General features: G+C 72.1%; 13 protein-coding genes and 2 tRNA genes. 3 read left to right on the top strand and 12 right to left on the bottom strand.

Translation table 11 applies throughout. The features are described 5' to 3' along the window. Positions 1–46: 46 nt before the first annotated feature. The 9 genes from QA634_RS29705 to QA634_RS29665 form a co-directional block, all read right to left on the bottom strand. Positions 47–1,357 carry a cytochrome P450 gene (locus QA634_RS29705; RefSeq protein ID WP_012335549.1) on the bottom strand — a complete coding sequence of 437 codons (1,311 nt, stop codon included), beginning with the start codon at positions 1,355–1,357 and terminating at the stop codon, positions 47–49. 481 nt (positions 1,358–1,838) lie between these two features. Continuing rightward, positions 1,839–2,126: a hypothetical protein gene (locus QA634_RS29700; RefSeq protein ID WP_150108747.1), complete on the bottom strand. Its 288-nt coding sequence runs from the start codon at positions 2,124–2,126 to the stop codon at positions 1,839–1,841. Between the two features lie 160 nt (positions 2,127–2,286). Continuing rightward, positions 2,287–2,523, bottom strand: coding sequence for a hypothetical protein (locus tag QA634_RS29695; RefSeq protein WP_012335547.1), 237 nt, complete (start codon positions 2,521–2,523; stop codon positions 2,287–2,289). A 170-nt stretch (positions 2,524–2,693) separates the two neighbouring features. Then, positions 2,694–3,461, bottom strand: a complete 768-nt coding sequence (locus tag QA634_RS29690) for a DUF2459 domain-containing protein (protein ID WP_012335546.1) — start codon at positions 3,459–3,461, stop codon at positions 2,694–2,696. 250 nt (positions 3,462–3,711) lie between these two features. Further along, entirely contained in the window at positions 3,712–6,423 is a 2,712-nt protein-coding gene (locus QA634_RS29685) for a valine--tRNA ligase (protein WP_012335545.1), read from the bottom strand. A 194-nt stretch (positions 6,424–6,617) separates the two neighbouring features. Beyond that, positions 6,618–7,097 (bottom strand): PopZ family protein, encoded by a 480-nt coding sequence (locus tag QA634_RS29680; protein ID WP_415926923.1) that lies wholly within the window; start codon positions 7,095–7,097, stop codon positions 6,618–6,620. 240 nt (positions 7,098–7,337) lie between these two features. Then, the gene (locus tag QA634_RS29675; RefSeq protein WP_012335543.1) at positions 7,338–8,729 is read right to left on the bottom strand and encodes a TolC family outer membrane protein; all 1,392 of its coding nucleotides are present in this window, start codon (positions 8,727–8,729) and stop codon (positions 7,338–7,340) included. 291 nt (positions 8,730–9,020) lie between these two features. Further along, a complete protein-coding gene (locus QA634_RS29670; protein WP_012335542.1) occupies positions 9,021–9,683 on the bottom strand; it encodes a protein-L-isoaspartate O-methyltransferase family protein in 663 nt (220 codons plus the stop codon). A 310-nt stretch (positions 9,684–9,993) separates the two neighbouring features. Beyond that, a tRNA-Cys gene (locus tag QA634_RS29665) sits at positions 9,994–10,067 on the bottom strand. A 175-nt stretch (positions 10,068–10,242) separates the two neighbouring features. Between QA634_RS29665 and QA634_RS29660 the strand changes: the two genes are divergently transcribed. Together QA634_RS29660 and QA634_RS29655 are read left to right on the top strand one after the other, a co-directional pair. Further along, positions 10,243–10,318, top strand: a tRNA-Asn gene (locus QA634_RS29660). Between the two features lie 203 nt (positions 10,319–10,521). Continuing rightward, positions 10,522–10,698 (top strand): DUF1328 domain-containing protein, encoded by a 177-nt coding sequence (locus QA634_RS29655; protein ID WP_012335541.1) that lies wholly within the window; start codon positions 10,522–10,524, stop codon positions 10,696–10,698. 74 nt (positions 10,699–10,772) lie between these two features. Here the strand turns inward: QA634_RS29655 and QA634_RS29650 are convergent, their stop codons facing one another. Beyond that, positions 10,773–11,039, bottom strand: coding sequence for a hypothetical protein (locus QA634_RS29650; protein WP_018263771.1), 267 nt, complete (start codon positions 11,037–11,039; stop codon positions 10,773–10,775). Positions 11,040–11,483: 444 nt separating this feature from the next. On the opposite strand from QA634_RS29650, the gene sseA reads away from it, so the two are divergent. After that, positions 11,484–12,326, top strand: coding sequence for a 3-mercaptopyruvate sulfurtransferase (gene sseA, locus QA634_RS29645; RefSeq protein ID WP_012335539.1), 843 nt, complete (start codon positions 11,484–11,486; stop codon positions 12,324–12,326). A 162-nt stretch (positions 12,327–12,488) separates the two neighbouring features. Here sseA and QA634_RS29640 read toward each other — a convergent pair whose 3' ends face one another. Beyond that, positions 12,489–13,310: an amino acid ABC transporter ATP-binding protein gene (locus QA634_RS29640; protein WP_012335538.1), complete on the bottom strand. Its 822-nt coding sequence runs from the start codon at positions 13,308–13,310 to the stop codon at positions 12,489–12,491. Between the two features lie 21 nt (positions 13,311–13,331). Next, positions 13,332–14,489, bottom strand: a complete 1,158-nt coding sequence (locus QA634_RS29635; protein WP_012335537.1) for an amino acid ABC transporter permease — start codon at positions 14,487–14,489, stop codon at positions 13,332–13,334. Positions 14,490–14,492 lie beyond the last annotated feature (3 nt).

Raw genomic sequence — 14,492 nt, 5'->3', positions numbered from 1 at the left:
GGCCGCGCCCGGCGGCCGGTCCCGGCTTGGCGCCGGGACCGCAATCCTAACCGGTCTGCTCCTTTCTCACGAAGCGTTCAACCGTGAGGGGCCCCTTCGGGGCGGCCACGTTCAGGGAGAAGCGGTGCCGGTCCCAGGCGGGCGGCGCGGCGAGGCTCCACGCGTGGTCGCGCAGCAGCGCCGTGCAGAACAGCCGGGCGGTCGCGAAGGCGGCGTCCTTGCCCGGGCAGGTGCGGTCCCGCGCCGCCACGGTCGCGGTCTCGAGGCCGCGCGGCCAGATCAGGGGACGCCCGCCCGTCGCCGGGTCGAGGAAGCGGTCCGGGTCGAAGCGCTCGGGCCGCGGCACGTGGGCGGGGTCGTTCTGCGCGAAGGGGATCACGCCCATCACGAGCTCGCCCCGGCGGATCGCGAAGGAGCCGGATTCGGTGTCGAGGACGCGGTCGCGCGTGGCCCGCCCGAACACGAAGAAGACCGGCGGGTGCAGGCGCAGGGTCTCGCGGATCACCCGGTCGAGGACCGGCGTGGCGCCCCGTCCCGCCTGCGCGGCGGCCTCGCGGCGCACCTCCTCCTGCCAGGCGGGGTGGAGCGCGAACTCGCCGACCAGGGATTTCAGCAGGTTCTGCAGCCCCAGGAAGCTGTTCATGCCGATCAGGAAGGTGAGCTGCTTGGCCACCACCTCGGGGTCGGGCAAACCCTCCTCGGCCGCCATCGCGGCGATCTCGGGGAAGTCGGGCGCCCCCCGCACGGCGGCGAGCAGGCGCCCGTAGGCGAGGCGCGAGCGGGCGTAATTCGACCAGGGCAGCCATTGCGTGACCGCGGTCAGGCGCTGCGTGAAAATGTGGTTGTAGACGAGGCGGATGTCGGCCGGGTCGAGCGCCGCGCCGATCAGCCAGCGGCCCACGAAGGTGGCGACGAGATCCTCGATCCCGTCCGCGAAGGAGAAGCCGGGGGCCGCGCGCCAGCGGGCCGCGACCTCCGCGAACGTCTCGGCGAAGACCGCTTCCAGGCGCTCCGCGCGCCGCGCGAGCAGCCGCAGGTAGAGGCGCTTGGGGCCGTCATGGGCCTCGCCGCTGCCGAAGATGCTCGGCGGGACGCCGCCGACCAGGGGCAGGGGCGGCACCGCCCAGCCGAACCCGTAATCCTGGATCAGGTCCGCATCGCCGAACAGCGCCCCGATCCCGGTCTGATCGAGCACCGCCACGGTCGGCTTGAACAGGTTGACCCGGAAGACCGTGCTGCCGTGGCGGCGGCGGCGGCGGGCGAAGAACTCCTCCCAGCCGCTCACGACCAGGAAGTCCACCGTATCGAACAGGGTCTTGAGCAGCGGAGGGCCGTAGGAGCCCGGAACCTGTCGCATCGAAGTGCACCCCGGGGTGAAGCGCCAGGGTCGGACCCCGAGCGTGGTCGGTCGAGGACGAGGTGGCGGGCAGCGCCTCGCGGTGCCGGCGCGCCGCCCTGCGGCGGGGCCTCCGGCAGCCACGGCGGTCCGCGCGACCGCTGGCGCGCCGCTCCCGTCGCGGTCATGGGCGAGTCGTCGCCGCCCAAGGGTTTTTCAGGCGGTCCGTGCTGTCAAGGCATGGCGGCCGCGAATGCTGTCCGAATACTGTTTTCCGGAACGAAGCATCTCGGCATCGCGGGTCTCGATCGAGCCCGACGAGGACGGGACGGCGCCCGCCGCTTCGGACCCCGGACCCTGCCTCACGCAGCCCGCGCGCCTCGCTCCGGCGCCGTGGGCCGACGATCAGGACGTCCCGGTCTCAAGGGGTGACGCCGTCGTCCTGCCCTTCACGATGGCGAGGCGGCCGGAGCATCACCGCGCTTGCGGCCCGTTCGTGCCCTCAGTAATTGCACCCGCTCCAGTTGACGCAGGCGACGTAATCGCTCTGACAATTGGGTTTGCCGCTATTCATGCATTTTCCCTTGTTGGTCGCACATTGATCGACGGCTTTCTGATTGCAGTTCCTGTTTGCGCCTGCCGGCTTCTTCTTTTGGATCTGCTGGATCAGCGTATTGCCGAGGCCGGATGCGGCGGAGGGGACCCCCATCGCGAGGGCGCCGGTCGGCAGGGCGCCGACGGCGAGGAGGCAGGCGGCGGCGATGGCCGCCGAGAGGGGCCGAGTGAGCATGCTGGTCTCGCAGGTCTTCGAACGCCTCGATGCGCGAGGCGCCGTAGGATTGCCTGATCGGCAGAGTTTTCGCAACTCGTAAACGCCGGTACTCACAGTATTGATTGAGATAGCGGCGTTCCGGAAGGTTGCGATGACAGGTTGCCTTCGCGCTGAAACGTCAATGGTAAAATTTATAGAGCGGGTAAAACTGTCTCGCGATGCGCGTATATTTCTGCATCTCGGTGAGAAACAGCGTATAAAAATAATAAACCAGTAGATAGGTGTGCTGGCGCAGAATGTGGGAAGTGGAATCCGCTCGGGCGACGCGGGTCACGGCGCGGCGCCGGCGAAGCCGACATTCGGGCGCGTCATACGCCATCCGGTTGATGGCTTCGCCATCTCCGATTTCGGCCATGCGGATCTCGGCGTCGCTCAGGCGCCGCGCTCAGGCGCCGCGCTCAGGCGCCGCGCGGGCTCGTGATCCGGGACCCGCTTCGATCAAGCGGATCCCGTATCATCCCTGCCATGACGGCTCCGTCGCGGCCGGGCGGATTTGCGGCGAGAGGGCGGGACCGGCCGGATGCCTCACCCGCGCCGGCCGCCAGCCGGGGCGGCCTCGACGTCCCGGCCGGGCCAGATCCCCTGGCGCGCGAGGTCGAGGAGAAGGCCGACCGGCAGGAGGTGCAGCGCCGGGAGGACCGGCAGGCCCGCCGCGTGGAGCAGCTCTCCGGACCAGTGATTGCAGACCCGGAGCAGGCTGAAGCGCCCCTCCGCCTCGTAGAACAGGCTCGGGCCGTACAGGCCGGGCCCCGCCTCGACGGGGCGCCCGTCGCGCAGGCGGAAGCTCCTCGCCAGGGCGGCGGCGAGCCGCGCGAAGCCCCGCGGCGACAGGCGCAGCCGCACGATCCGGGCGGCCGGGAAGCGTGCGGCGGGCTCGCCGTCGATCCCGACCACGTGGAGCACGGAGGAGCGCCCGCCCGGCGTGAACAGGGCCGCGAGCGCGAGCCGCCAGTCGAGGGCGTCGAGCGTCGGCACCTGCCGGTAGAAGCCCGCGTCACCCCAGCCGACCTCCAGGGCGGCGTAGGCGCCGAAGCGTTCGGTCACGCCGAGGAGCGCCCCGGCCCCCTCCCGGGCGGCGGCCCGCGCCAGCGCGTCCCGCGGCAGGACGAGCCCCGAATGCCAGCCGCTCGCGACGAGGGAGATGGTCACCGCCTCCCCGCCGCCCGGCGGGAAGAGGGCCGGATCCCCGGGCCGGGCCGTGGCGGCGATCCACAGGGCCAGGGCCGCGAGCAGGAGGGCCGGCGTGAGGCCGAGCCGGCGACGCGTCGGCCGGGAGGGCGCGGGAGTGTCCATGGGGGCGTCATCCGCTGTCCGGACGATCACTTGCGGACAGCGTCTGACACGCCCGGGCGGCGCGTGAGCGACGCCGACATCCGCATGGCCGACATGGGAGATGGCGACGCAATCCGTCGGATGTCGTATTCCGTCTCGAACAACCGTCCCACCCGCCGGGGCGGCGCGCCAGGGGCGAGGGATCGCCGCCCCGCCTCCGGGGCCGTGAATCGGCTCGCCTGCCGCTCTGCCTCGCCGAGCCGGCGAAGGCCTATCCCTCCAGCCGGGCCAGGGCCTCGCGCACCTTGGCGAGGCGCTCCGCGGCGGCCTCGCGGCGCTCGCGCTGCTCCTCGACCACCTCCTCGGGGGCGCGGGCCAGGAAGTCGGCATTGGCGAGCTTGGCGTCGATCTTGCCGATCTCCCCCTCCAGCTTGCCCTCCTCCTTGCGCAGGCGCGCCACCTCGGCGGCGAGGTCGACCACGCCCTCCAGGGGCAGGGCCGCCACCTCGCCGCGCACCAGCAGCTGGACCGCCTTGGCCGGGCTCTCGGCGACGGCGCCGATCTCGCCGATCCGCCCGAGGCGCCGGATGGTCTCGCCCCAGCGGCCCAGGCGCGCCCGCACCGCCTCGCTCGGGTCGACCAGCACGAGGGGAATCTGGGCGCCGGCCGGCACGTTCGTCTCCGAGCGGGCCGAGCGGATCTCCGAGACGAGGTCGACCACCCAGCCGATCTCGGCCTCGGCCTCCGGCCGGCCCAGGCGCCCGAGATCCGGCCAGCGCCCGAGCGCCAGGAGCCCGCGCTCCAGCCCCGCCTCCCGGCCCTTCGTCGCCCAGAGCTCCTCCGTCAGGAAGGGCATGAAGGGATGGAGCAGGATGCAGATCTGGTCGATCAGGAAGGCCACGGTGGCGCGGGTCTCGTCCTGCGCCGGGCCGGCCTCGCCTTGCAGCACGGGCTTGGCGAGTTCGAGGTACCAGTCGCAGAAGACGTTCCACACGAAGCGGTAGGCGGCGGCCGCGGCGTCGTTGAACCGGAAGGCGTCGAGCGCCGCCGTCACCTCCGCCACCGCGCGGGCGGCCTCGCCGAGCGCCCAGGCGTTCAGGGTCTCGCGCGCCGCCTCGGGGCGGAAATCCGGCGCGATCCGGCAGCCATTCATCTCGGCGAAGCGGGCCGCGTTCCACAGCTTCGTGGCGAAGTTCCGATATCCCTCAACGCGTTGCACCGAGAGCTTGATGTCGCGCCCCTGCGCCGCCATGGCCGCGAGGGTGAAGCGCAGGGCGTCGGCGCCGTAGCGGTCGACGAGGTCGAGGGGATCGACCACGTTGCCCTTGGACTTCGACATCTTGGCGCCCTTCTCGTCGCGCACGAGGGCGTGGATGTAGACGGTCCGGAACGGCACCTCGCCCAGCGCGTGAAGGCCCATCATCATCATCCTGGCGACCCAGAAGAAGATGATGTCGAACCCCGTCACCAGGGTGCTGGTCGGGTAGTAGCGGGCGAGTTCCGGCGTCGCCTCGGGCCAGCCCAGCGTCGAGAAGGGCCACAGGCCCGAGGAGAACCACGTGTCCAGCACGTCCTCGTCGCGGCGCAGGGCGACCGGGCGGCCGTGCCGGGCGGCGGCCTTCTCCAGGGCCTCCTCCTCGCTCCCCGCCACGAAGACGTTGCCGTCCGGATCGTACCAGGCCGGGATCTGGTGGCCCCACCAGAGCTGGCGCGAGATGCACCAGGGCTCGATGTGCTCCAGCCACTGGAAGTAGGTCTTCTCGTAGGCCTCGGGCACGAAGCGGGTGCGGCCGTCGCGCACCGCCTGCATGGCGCGGTCGGCCAGCGGCTTCACGTCCAGGTACCATTGGTCGGTGAGGTAGGGCTCGATGACCACCCCCGAGCGGTCGCCGTGCGGCACCGCGTGGGTGTTGGGCTCGACCGCGACGAGCCGCCCGCGCGCCTCCATCAGCGCGACCACCGCCTTGCGGGCCTCCGCGCGGTCGAGGCCGTGCAGGGCGAGCGCCTCCGGCTCGGGGGACGCGTTCTCGAGGAACGCCTCGTTGCCGTCGAGGGTTATGCGGGCTTCCTGATCCAGGACATTGATGAGCGGCAGCCCGTGCCGGCGCCCGACCTCGAAGTCGTTGAAGTCGTGGGCCGGGGTGATCTTGACCGCGCCGGTGCCCTTCTCGGGGTCGGAGTAGCTGTCCGCCACGATCGGGATCAGGCGGCCGACGAGGGGCAGGCGCACCGTCCGGCCGATGAGGGCCCGGTAGCGCTCGTCCTCGGGGTGCACCGCCACGGCCGCGTCGCCCAGCATGGTCTCGGGCCGCGTCGTCGCCACCGTGATGGTCTCGCCGGTCTCCCGTCCCTCCTGGTCCACGACCGGGTAGGCGAAGTGCCAGAGATGGCCCTTCACCTCGACCTGCTGCACTTCCAGGTCCGAGATCGCGGTCTGGAACCGCGGGTCCCAGTTCACGAGGCGCTTGTCGCGGTAGATCAGCCCCGCCGCGTGCAGGTCGACGAAGACCTTGACGACGGCCTTCGAGAGCCCCTCGTCCATGGTGAAGCGCTCGCGCGACCAGTCGCAGGAGGCGCCGAGCCGCTTGAGCTGGTTGACGATGGTGCCGCCGGATTCCGCCTTCCACGCCCAGACCCGGCGCACGAATTCGGCGCGGCCGAGGGCGCGCCGGTCGGGCTGCTGGTGCTCGGCGAGGCGGCGCTCCACCACCATCTGGGTGGCGATGCCGGCATGGTCGGTGCCGGGCTGCCAGAGCACGTCCTTGCCGCGCAGGCGCTCGAAGCGGGCGAGCACGTCCTGCAGGGTGTTGTTGAGGGCGTGGCCCATGTGCAGCGAGCCCGTCACGTTCGGCGGCGGGATCATGATGCTGTAGGGGGCGGCGTCGGCGCGGTCGGGCCGGCCGGCCCGGAAGGCCTGCGCCTCCTCCCACTCGGCGGCGATGCGCGCCTCGACGGCGGCGGGATCGAAGGTCTTGTCCATCATGACGGGGCCACCCGCGCCGGGGCGCGCGGGCCGGGCTTCGGGCCGCGGCGCGCCGGCGAAAACGCGTCGAAATCGGAACGGGGCCGGGCCCATGCGGGCGGCCGACCCCCTCACGACGCGCTTTCAGCCGAACCCGGCCCTCCCGTCAACTCTCCCTCGGCGCCGGGGCGGGCGGCGCCTCGGCGCCGCTCCCCTCACCGGCCGCGGGCGACGCGCTCGATCTCGGCCCGGACCAGCCGCTCCACCATGGCGGGCAGGTTGTCGTCGAGCCACGCCTTCAGCATCGGGCGCAGCATGTCCTGGACGAGATCCTCCAGGGTGCGGGCGTTGTTGGTCAGGACCGTGTGGGCGAGCAGGTGGAAGGCCTGGCTCACGCTCGCGTCGGTGTCCTTCGAGATCAGCCGCTCGGGGGCGGGCTCCGGCGCCGGCGCCGGAATGGGCGCGGGCTCGGGCCGCGGCGGGGCGGCGGCCTTCGGCGGGGCGGGCGGCGGCGGCGGGGCGGGCGGCTCGATCTCGATCGCGTCGAAATCCGGCTCGTCCTTGAAGGCGATTTCGGGCTCGTCCTCCAGGGGAGGTTTGCGCACCGGCTCGGCCACGCCGGCGAGGTCGAGGATGTCCTCCTCGTCCTCGGGCTCCGGGACGGGCGCGGGCCTCGCCGCCGCGAGATTCGCCATCTCGGCTTCTTTCTGGTCGTCGGCGATGATGCGGCGGATGGAGGCCAGGATCTCCTCCATCGAGGGTTCCTGCGTCTTGGGGCTCGCTGCGCTCATCGACTTACAACACCAGGAGGGGAGGCCCGGGCCCTCATGCCCGCGGGTCAGTATTCCACGTCCGGCCGCGCAGACAAGCGACCGGGCCCTCCATCACCATGACAGTTTGCCGGTGTGGCGCAGGCGCCATGGCGGACGGTCGCGTCAGCGGCCGTCCGGCGTCCGCACCCCGTACCAGAGATCCTTGACCTGATCGAAGTGCAGCTTGGCACTGTACTGGGCGACCGGCACGTTGATGAAGGCCGTGGTGAGGCGGCCGATCGATTGCACGACCTGGTAGGAGCTGACCACGCGGTCGCGCTGGGCGGCGATCAGGTTGACGCGGGCCGAGAGCAGTTCCTGCTGCGCGTTCAGCACGTCGAGGGTGGTGCGCTGGCCGACCCGGGCCTCCTCGCGCACCCCGTTGAGCGCGACCTCGTTGGCCTGGACCTGGGCCTGCTGGGCGATGACCCGGGCCTTGGCGGCTTCGAGCCCGCCCCAGGCGGTGACGATCGCCGCGCGGACCTGATCGCGGAAGGTCTCGACCTGGATGCGCGTCTGTCCCACCTGCTCCTTGGCCTGCCGGATCGCGGCGTACTCGACCCCGCCCTGGTAGAGCGGCACGCTGAGCCGCGCCGTGACGGCGCCCTCGAACAGTTCGGTATGGGCGAATTGCTGGTCGAAGAGCTTCTGGACGGTGCCGCTGACGCTCACCGTCGGGTAGAGGGCGGCCTCGGCGATCTTGACCTGGGCCTCGGCGACATCCACGGCGTGCAGGGCCGAGATGACCTGCGGGTGCTCGCGCAGGCCGATATCGATCGCGGCGGTCAGGTTGCCCGGGACGAAGCGGTCCAGCGGGCGGCCCGGGGCGAGCTGGCGCGGCTCGACGCCGACGACCTGCCGGTAGGTGGCGATGCTGGTGCGCAGGTTCGATTCCGCGAGGCTGACCTGCGAGCGGGCGCCGGCGAGCCGCGCCTCGGCCTGGGCCACGTCGGTGCGGGTGACCTCGCCGACGTTGAAGCGGTCGCGGGTCTGGCGCAGCTGCTCTTCCAGGACCTCGACGTTGTTGCGGTTGAGTTCGAGCGTCGCCGTGTCGGCGAGCACGTTCATGTAGGCCTGGGCCGCGTTGAACAGGATCGTCATCTCGACGTTGCGCAGGCTCTCGCGCCCCCCGAGCACCTGCGATTCGGCCTGCCGCGTCTGGTTGTCGGTGAGAAATCCGTTGAACAGGGTCTGGTTGACGGTCAGCCCGGCGCTGCCCGGCACGATGGTCTGGCTGATGCGCACCCCGCCCTGGGCGCCGCTGGTATTCTGCACGCCGATGGCGGCGGTGCCGCTCACCGTCGGGCGGTAACCCGACAGGGCGCGGGCCACGTTCTCGTCGGTCGCCCGCTGGCCGGCCCGCTGCGAATTGAGCGTCGGGTTGCCCGCATAGGCGCGGGCCAGCGCGGTCTCCAGCGTCTCGGCCGCCGCCGGTTGACCGGCCAGCGCGAGCGCGAGGCCGGCAAGGCCGCCGAGCCGAAGCCCGCGATATGCCCGATGGGATCTGTCGGTCACGCTGCACTCACCCTGTGAGGCCAATGGCCGGACCGTTCCGCACGCATGCGCGCTCGAACGGTCCGATTCCGCATTCGCCCGCCTCACGCGAACCTTAGCGAATGGCGACCTGGACGGCACCGCCTCGGCGGCCCCTGGTGCCGACTTTGGCCGCCGGTGGCGCATAAAAGCGACACTCGCGGTGGCGGCGGACCCGGTTTTCCCCAGTTGCGCGCAGGTTTGGTTACGCGCACGCCAGGATGGCAGGCGCCGGGACGGGACGCTCGGGACGGGCGCCAGGAGCGCGGGCGTTCAGAACGTGAAGCCGGGTTCCGCCGCGAAGGCGCGCAGGGCCGGGACGGCGGCGTCGAAGAGCGGGCGGGCGCCGAAGGCGTTGCCGGCGCGGACCCAGAGGGTGGCCTTGCCGGTGCGGCCCTCGCCCTGGACGCAGGCGAGGCGCCCGCCATCGGCGAGTTGCTCCAGCAGCGCCTGCGGGCGGCGCTCGACCCGGCCCTCGACCAGGATCACGTCGTAGGGGGCGCCCTTCGGCGCGCCCGCCTCAAGGGGGCCGGTCTCGACGGGGATCGGCTTGCCGGCTGCGGCGAGGCGCTCGCGCGCCGCCGCCGCGAGGCCGGGCAGTGATTCGAGGGCGACCACGGAGGCGCCGAGCCGGTCGAGGAGCGCCGCCCCGTAACCGAGGCCCGCGGCCACGTCGAGGGCGCGCTCCCCGGGCCGGACGGCGAGCGCCTGGATCAGCCGGGCGAGCACCATCGGCGAGGGCATCGCGCGGGTCTCGCCCTCCTCGCTGCCGAGCACGATCGGCTGGTCGATATAGGCGAAGGCCTCCCGTCCCTCTGGCACGAAGCGCTCGCGCGGGACGGCGTCGAACGCGTCGAGCAGCGCGATGTCGGTCACGTCGAAGGTCCGCAGCTGACAATCGACCATGAGGCGGCGCGCCTGCGCGAAATCGAGCATGGGAGTCTCTGGGGACGGGTGCGGCCAAGCTTCGGGCGACGGCCGAGCCGTCGGGCGAGGGGGGTTGTGGTGGATCGCCTGCCAAAAGGCAAGGTTCGCGCGCGGGCGGGGGCCGGCTGCGGGACGACGGCCGTGCGGGTGGTCCGGTCCGGTCTCGCGGCGCGGCGTGAACGGGCCTCGCGCGCCCTGCCCCGGCCCCGATGCCGGAGCCGCCAGGACGTCCCGCTGATGACCCTGGCCTTGAGGCGCGGACCATGCCGCCCCCGGGGCTGCCCGGGTCCGGCTCGCGTCGTCGTGTCGATCGTCGTTCTGGAGGCCTCGCCCGGAATCGAACCGGGGTGCAAGGATTTGCAGTCCTCTGCGTAACCACTCCGCCACGAGGCCGTCCGGCGGCGGGGACGAGGCCCGGCCGCGTGCCGGGCGGGCGGCCGCCCGGCGAAGGCTGTTTATCAGAGCCCGGCCCGGCTCCGCAACCGGGGGCAAGCCGGCGAATTTTCGCCTCCTCCGCGGAATCGCGCTTGCGTCCGCCGCCGGGCATGCGCTAAGCGGGCCTCGTCGTTCCCCGATAGCTCAGCTGGTAGAGCAGGCGACTGTTAATCGCCTTGTCGCAGGTTCGAGTCCTGCTCGGGGAGCCATTCCCGCCCGTTCCGTGCCGGTTTTCGCGCCGCCTTGCTCATCCGGTGGCCCGCGCGCTGCGCGCGAGCGGCCGGAGGTTCCGCCGCCAGGGCGCGAAAATTCCCCGGAACTCCTCTCCGTGACCGCGGTTCTTCCTGCAACTTGCTGCGACGCTTCGGGCTGATCAGTCCGGGCCGGCAGCTCCAACAGACAGGAGACCACCATGATCGGATGGGCCATTACGTTCCTGGTCATCGCCCTGGTCGCGGCGCTGCTCGGCTTCGGCGGCATTGCCGGCACCGCGATGGAAGCGGCCAAGATCGTGTTCTTCGTCGCGATCGTCCTGTTCGCCGTCTCGGCCATCTTCGGCCTCGTGCGGGGCCGCTCGCCGAGGGTCTGACCGCGACCGCAGGTGAGATCGGAAAAGGGCGGCCGAGGCCGCCCTTTTTCGTGCCGGCGGCGCGCGAGCGCGCCCTACCGGCGCGCGGCGGCGCGCCCGAAGGGCAGGATGGCGGCCGGCTGGGGCCGCGGCGTCCGCGGCCGCGCCCGCGGCGCGAGCTGGTGCAGGCTGGCAGCGCGGGGGGATTGCGGGGCCGCGCCGTCCTGCGGGGTCTCGCTGACCCGCCGCTCCTCCGCGGCCCGCAGGTCCGCACACCACACCGCCGCGGCGAGATAGCCCCCCGACAGGACCTCGATCGCACTCGGACGCAACGGGTGCACGAATCGGGCGGTGGGGTGCATCGCGACCTCGCCGGGGCTGACGGAGAGTGGTGCGCGCCGCTGCGCGGGTCGGGCGGGCCAGGCAGCCCTCGGAGTTGCGCTGCCTGGCCCGTCGGCCGCGCCCGGCCGTGCAAGGGAGAGTGGACACGGCGGTTGCAGCGCGCAAGGCCAAGCAGGGTTCGTGCCAGATGCGGCGTGAACCTCCCGCGGCGCGCGTCCGGTCATGGATCCCCCCGGGAGCGCGGCCGTGGCGCGCGGCCGCGCGTCAGGTGTAGTGCGGGTCGCGGCGTTCCGCCAGCGACCCGCCGATCCGCGCCGGATCGGGCCGGTCCGCGCCGGATCGGGCCGGTCCGCGACGGATCGGGCCGGTCCGCGCGGGCTCGCGGCGGTCGACCCGCCCGCGGTTGAGCCCTACAACATGACCACAACAGGGCCGCGACGGCGCGCTCGCGAGGTGGTGATCAGATGGCGACAGGACCCTTCGTCTCGACGGATTGGCTGGCCCAGCGGCTCGACGCGCCCGACATCGTGGTGGTCGACGGCTCCTGGTACCTCCCGGCGATGAACCGCGACGCCGAGGCCGAGTACCGCGCCGGCCACATCCCGGGCGCCGTGCGCGTCGACATCGACGCGCTCAGCGACGAGACGAGCCCCCTGCCCCACATGCTGCCGCCCCCGGAGGTCTTCGCCTCGCGGATGCGGGCGCTCGGCATCGGCGACGGCATGACCATCGTGGTCTATGACGGGATGGGCCTGTTCTCGGCGCCGCGGGTGCGCTGGATGTTCAAGGTCTTCGGCGCCCGCGACGTCTCGGTGCTGGCGGGCGGCTTCCCGGCCTGGGTGGCGGGAGGCCACCCGGTCGAGGAGGGGGCGGGAGCGCCCCGCGACCGGCGCCACTTCACGGCCCGCCTCGACCACTCGGCGGTGGCGGATGTGAGCGACGTGCAGCGGGCGCTCGCCGGCTCGGCCCAGGTCGTGGATGCCCGCTCCGCCGCGCGCTTCGCGGGCGAGGAGCCGGAGCCCCGCCCCGGCGTGCGGCCCGGCCACATGCCGGGCGCCCTCAACGTCCACTACGCCGCCCTCCAGGAGCGGGGCATGCTTAAGGATCCGGCAGCCCTGGCGCAGGTCTTCCGCGACGCCGGAATCGACCTCGACCGCCCGGTCGTGACCACCTGCGGCTCGGGCGTGACCGCCGCCGTGGTGGCGCTCGCCCTCGAGAGCCTCGGCAAGCCCCCGCGCGCCCTCTACGACGGGTCCTGGACCGAGTGGGGCTCGCGGGAGGACCTGCCGGTCGCGACCGGGCGCTGAGCCTTCCCGCCGCAGGGAGCCCCCGGCTCGGCGGCGAACCGATGCGCCGTCGCGATCCCGCCCCGCATCCGCGTGATCCCTTCGGGATGGCGGATCCGGGCTTCGCTCACGCGCCGCGCGGGCGCGTGATCCGGGATCCGCTTGGATCAACCGGATCCCGGATCAGTGCAGGATCTGGCTCAGGAACAGCTTCGTGCGCTCGTGCTGGGGCGCGCGGAAGAAGGCGTCGGGGGTGTTCACCTCGACGATCTGGCCCTCGTCCATGAAGATCACCCGGTCGGCGACCTGCCGGGCGAAGCCCATCTCGTGGGTCACGCACAGCATGGTCATGCCCTCGTCGGCGAGGCCCACCATGGTATCGAGCACCTCCTTCACCATCTCGGGGTCGAGGGCGGAGGTGGGCTCGTCGAACAGCATGATCTTCGGGCTCATGCAGAGCGAGCGGGCGATCGCCACCCGCTGCTGCTGCCCGCCCGAGAGCTGGCCGGGATACTTGTGGGCCTGGTTGGGGATCTTGACCCGGGTGAGGTAGCGCATGGCGACCGCCTCGGCCTCGGCCTTCGCCATCTTCTTCACCCAGATCGGGGCGAGCGTGCAATTCTCCAGCACCGTCAGGTGCGGGAACAGGTTGAAGTGCTGGAAGACCATGCCGACCTCGCGCCGGATCTCGTCGATCCGCTTGAGGTCGTTGGTGAGCTCGACCCCGTCCACCACGATGCGGCCGGATTGATGCTCCTCCAGGCGGTTGATGCAGCGGATCATGGTCGACTTGCCGGAGCCGGACGGGCCGCAGACGACGATGCGCTCGCCCCGGCGCACGGTGAGGTCGATGTCGCGCAGGACGTGGAAGGCGCCGTACCACTTGTTCACGCGCTCCAGCGTCACCGCCACCGGGGCCGAGGCGAGGCGGGTCGCGGAGGTGTTGGCGGGCGCGAGGTCCGGATCGATCTCCGGGAGGACGGGAGCGGAGGGCGATGCGGTCATGGGGTCACCGTTCTCTGGGGATCACCGTGTCTGGCCGGCGGCGAGCCGGCGCTCCACGAACAGCGCGTAGCGCGACATGCCGAAGCAGAAGACGAAGTAGAACAGGGCCGCGAAGGCGTAGCCGGTCGTGACCACGGTCGGGGCGGCCCAGTTCGGATCGATGCGGGCGGATTCGATCGTGCGGATGAAGTCGAAGATGCCGACGATCGAGACCAGCGTCGTGTCCTTGAACAGGGCGATGAAGCTGTTGACGATGCCCGGGATGACGATGCGCAGGGCCTGGGGCAGGATCACGAGGCGCATGCCCTGCCAGTAGCTGAGGCCGAGCGAGTTCGCCCCCTCGGTCTGGCCCTTGGGGATGGCCTGCAGCCCGCCGCGCACCACCTCGGCCATGTAGGCGGCCGAGAACAGGGCGACGCCGATCAGCGGGCGCAGCAGCCGGTCCACCGTGATGTCGCCGGGCAGGAAGAGCGGCAGCATCACGTTGGCCATGAACAGCACGGTGATCAGCGGCACGCCGCGCCAGAACTCGATGAAGATCACGCAGGCGAGCCGCACGATCGGCAGCCGCGAGCGCCGCCCGAGGGCGAGCAGGATGCCGAGCGGCAGCGAGGCGACGATGCCCACGAGCGAGACCACGATCGTCACCAGCATGCCGCCCCACAGCGAGGTCGGCACCGTCTCGATCCCGACCAGGGGGAAGCCCGAGAGCAGCGCGTAGGCGGCGAGCGGGAAGACGACGAAGAAGTAGGCGGCGCCGAGGTCGCGCCGCGGCGCGTCGAGCCAGAGCAGCCAGCCCACGCCCAGCGCCGCCATGGCGAAGAAGACGTTCACCCGCCAGCGCGCCTCGATCGGGTAGGAGCCGTAGACGAAGTAGTTGATCTTCTGCGCCACGAAGGCCCAGCAGGCCCCGACCGGGCGGCCCAGCACCTCGGGCCGGCAGGCATCCCGGTTCTCGCCGGTGAAGACCGCGTCGAGGACGAGGAAGCGCAGCAGCGGGGGCACGACCAGCACGACGATGACGAGGGCGAGCAGCGTCAGCGCCGTGTTGACGGGGCTCGAGAACAGGTTCGCCCGCGCCCAGGCGAGGGGCCCGCTGACCAGGGCCGGGGCCGGAGCGGGCGGGATCGGCTCCCGGCGGATGTAGCTCAGCGGAAGGGTCTGGGGTCCGGCGGTCATGCT

This window comes from Methylobacterium sp. CB376, from assembly GCF_029714205.1.
Classification (GTDB): domain Bacteria; phylum Pseudomonadota; class Alphaproteobacteria; order Rhizobiales; family Beijerinckiaceae; genus Methylobacterium.
The sequence above is the reverse complement of the archived record's forward strand: the minus strand, read 5'-3'. Positions and strand labels throughout refer to the sequence as shown.

Coding starts and splice junctions, on each gene's coding strand:
- QA634_RS29640 (WP_012335538.1), bottom strand. CDS start 13,310: ATGACCGCATCGCCCTCCGCTCCCGTCCTCCCGGAGATCGATCCGGAC.
- QA634_RS29680 (WP_415926923.1), bottom strand. CDS start 7,097: ATGGCGAATCTCGCGGCGGCGAGGCCCGCGCCCGTCCCGGAGCCCGAG.
- QA634_RS29650 (WP_018263771.1), bottom strand. CDS start 11,039: ATGCACCCCACCGCCCGATTCGTGCACCCGTTGCGTCCGAGTGCGATC.
- QA634_RS29670 (WP_012335542.1), bottom strand. CDS start 9,683: ATGCTCGATTTCGCGCAGGCGCGCCGCCTCATGGTCGATTGTCAGCTG.
- QA634_RS29690 (WP_012335546.1), bottom strand. CDS start 3,461: ATGGACACTCCCGCGCCCTCCCGGCCGACGCGTCGCCGGCTCGGCCTC.
- sseA (WP_012335539.1), top strand. CDS start 11,484: ATGGCGACAGGACCCTTCGTCTCGACGGATTGGCTGGCCCAGCGGCTC.
- QA634_RS29655 (WP_012335541.1), top strand. CDS start 10,522: ATGATCGGATGGGCCATTACGTTCCTGGTCATCGCCCTGGTCGCGGCG.
- QA634_RS29695 (WP_012335547.1), bottom strand. CDS start 2,523: ATGGCCGAAATCGGAGATGGCGAAGCCATCAACCGGATGGCGTATGAC.
- QA634_RS29635 (WP_012335537.1), bottom strand. CDS start 14,489: ATGACCGCCGGACCCCAGACCCTTCCGCTGAGCTACATCCGCCGGGAG.
- QA634_RS29700 (WP_150108747.1), bottom strand. CDS start 2,126: ATGCTCACTCGGCCCCTCTCGGCGGCCATCGCCGCCGCCTGCCTCCTC.
- QA634_RS29705 (WP_012335549.1), bottom strand. CDS start 1,357: ATGCGACAGGTTCCGGGCTCCTACGGCCCTCCGCTGCTCAAGACCCTG.
- QA634_RS29685 (WP_012335545.1), bottom strand. CDS start 6,423: ATGATGGACAAGACCTTCGATCCCGCCGCCGTCGAGGCGCGCATCGCC.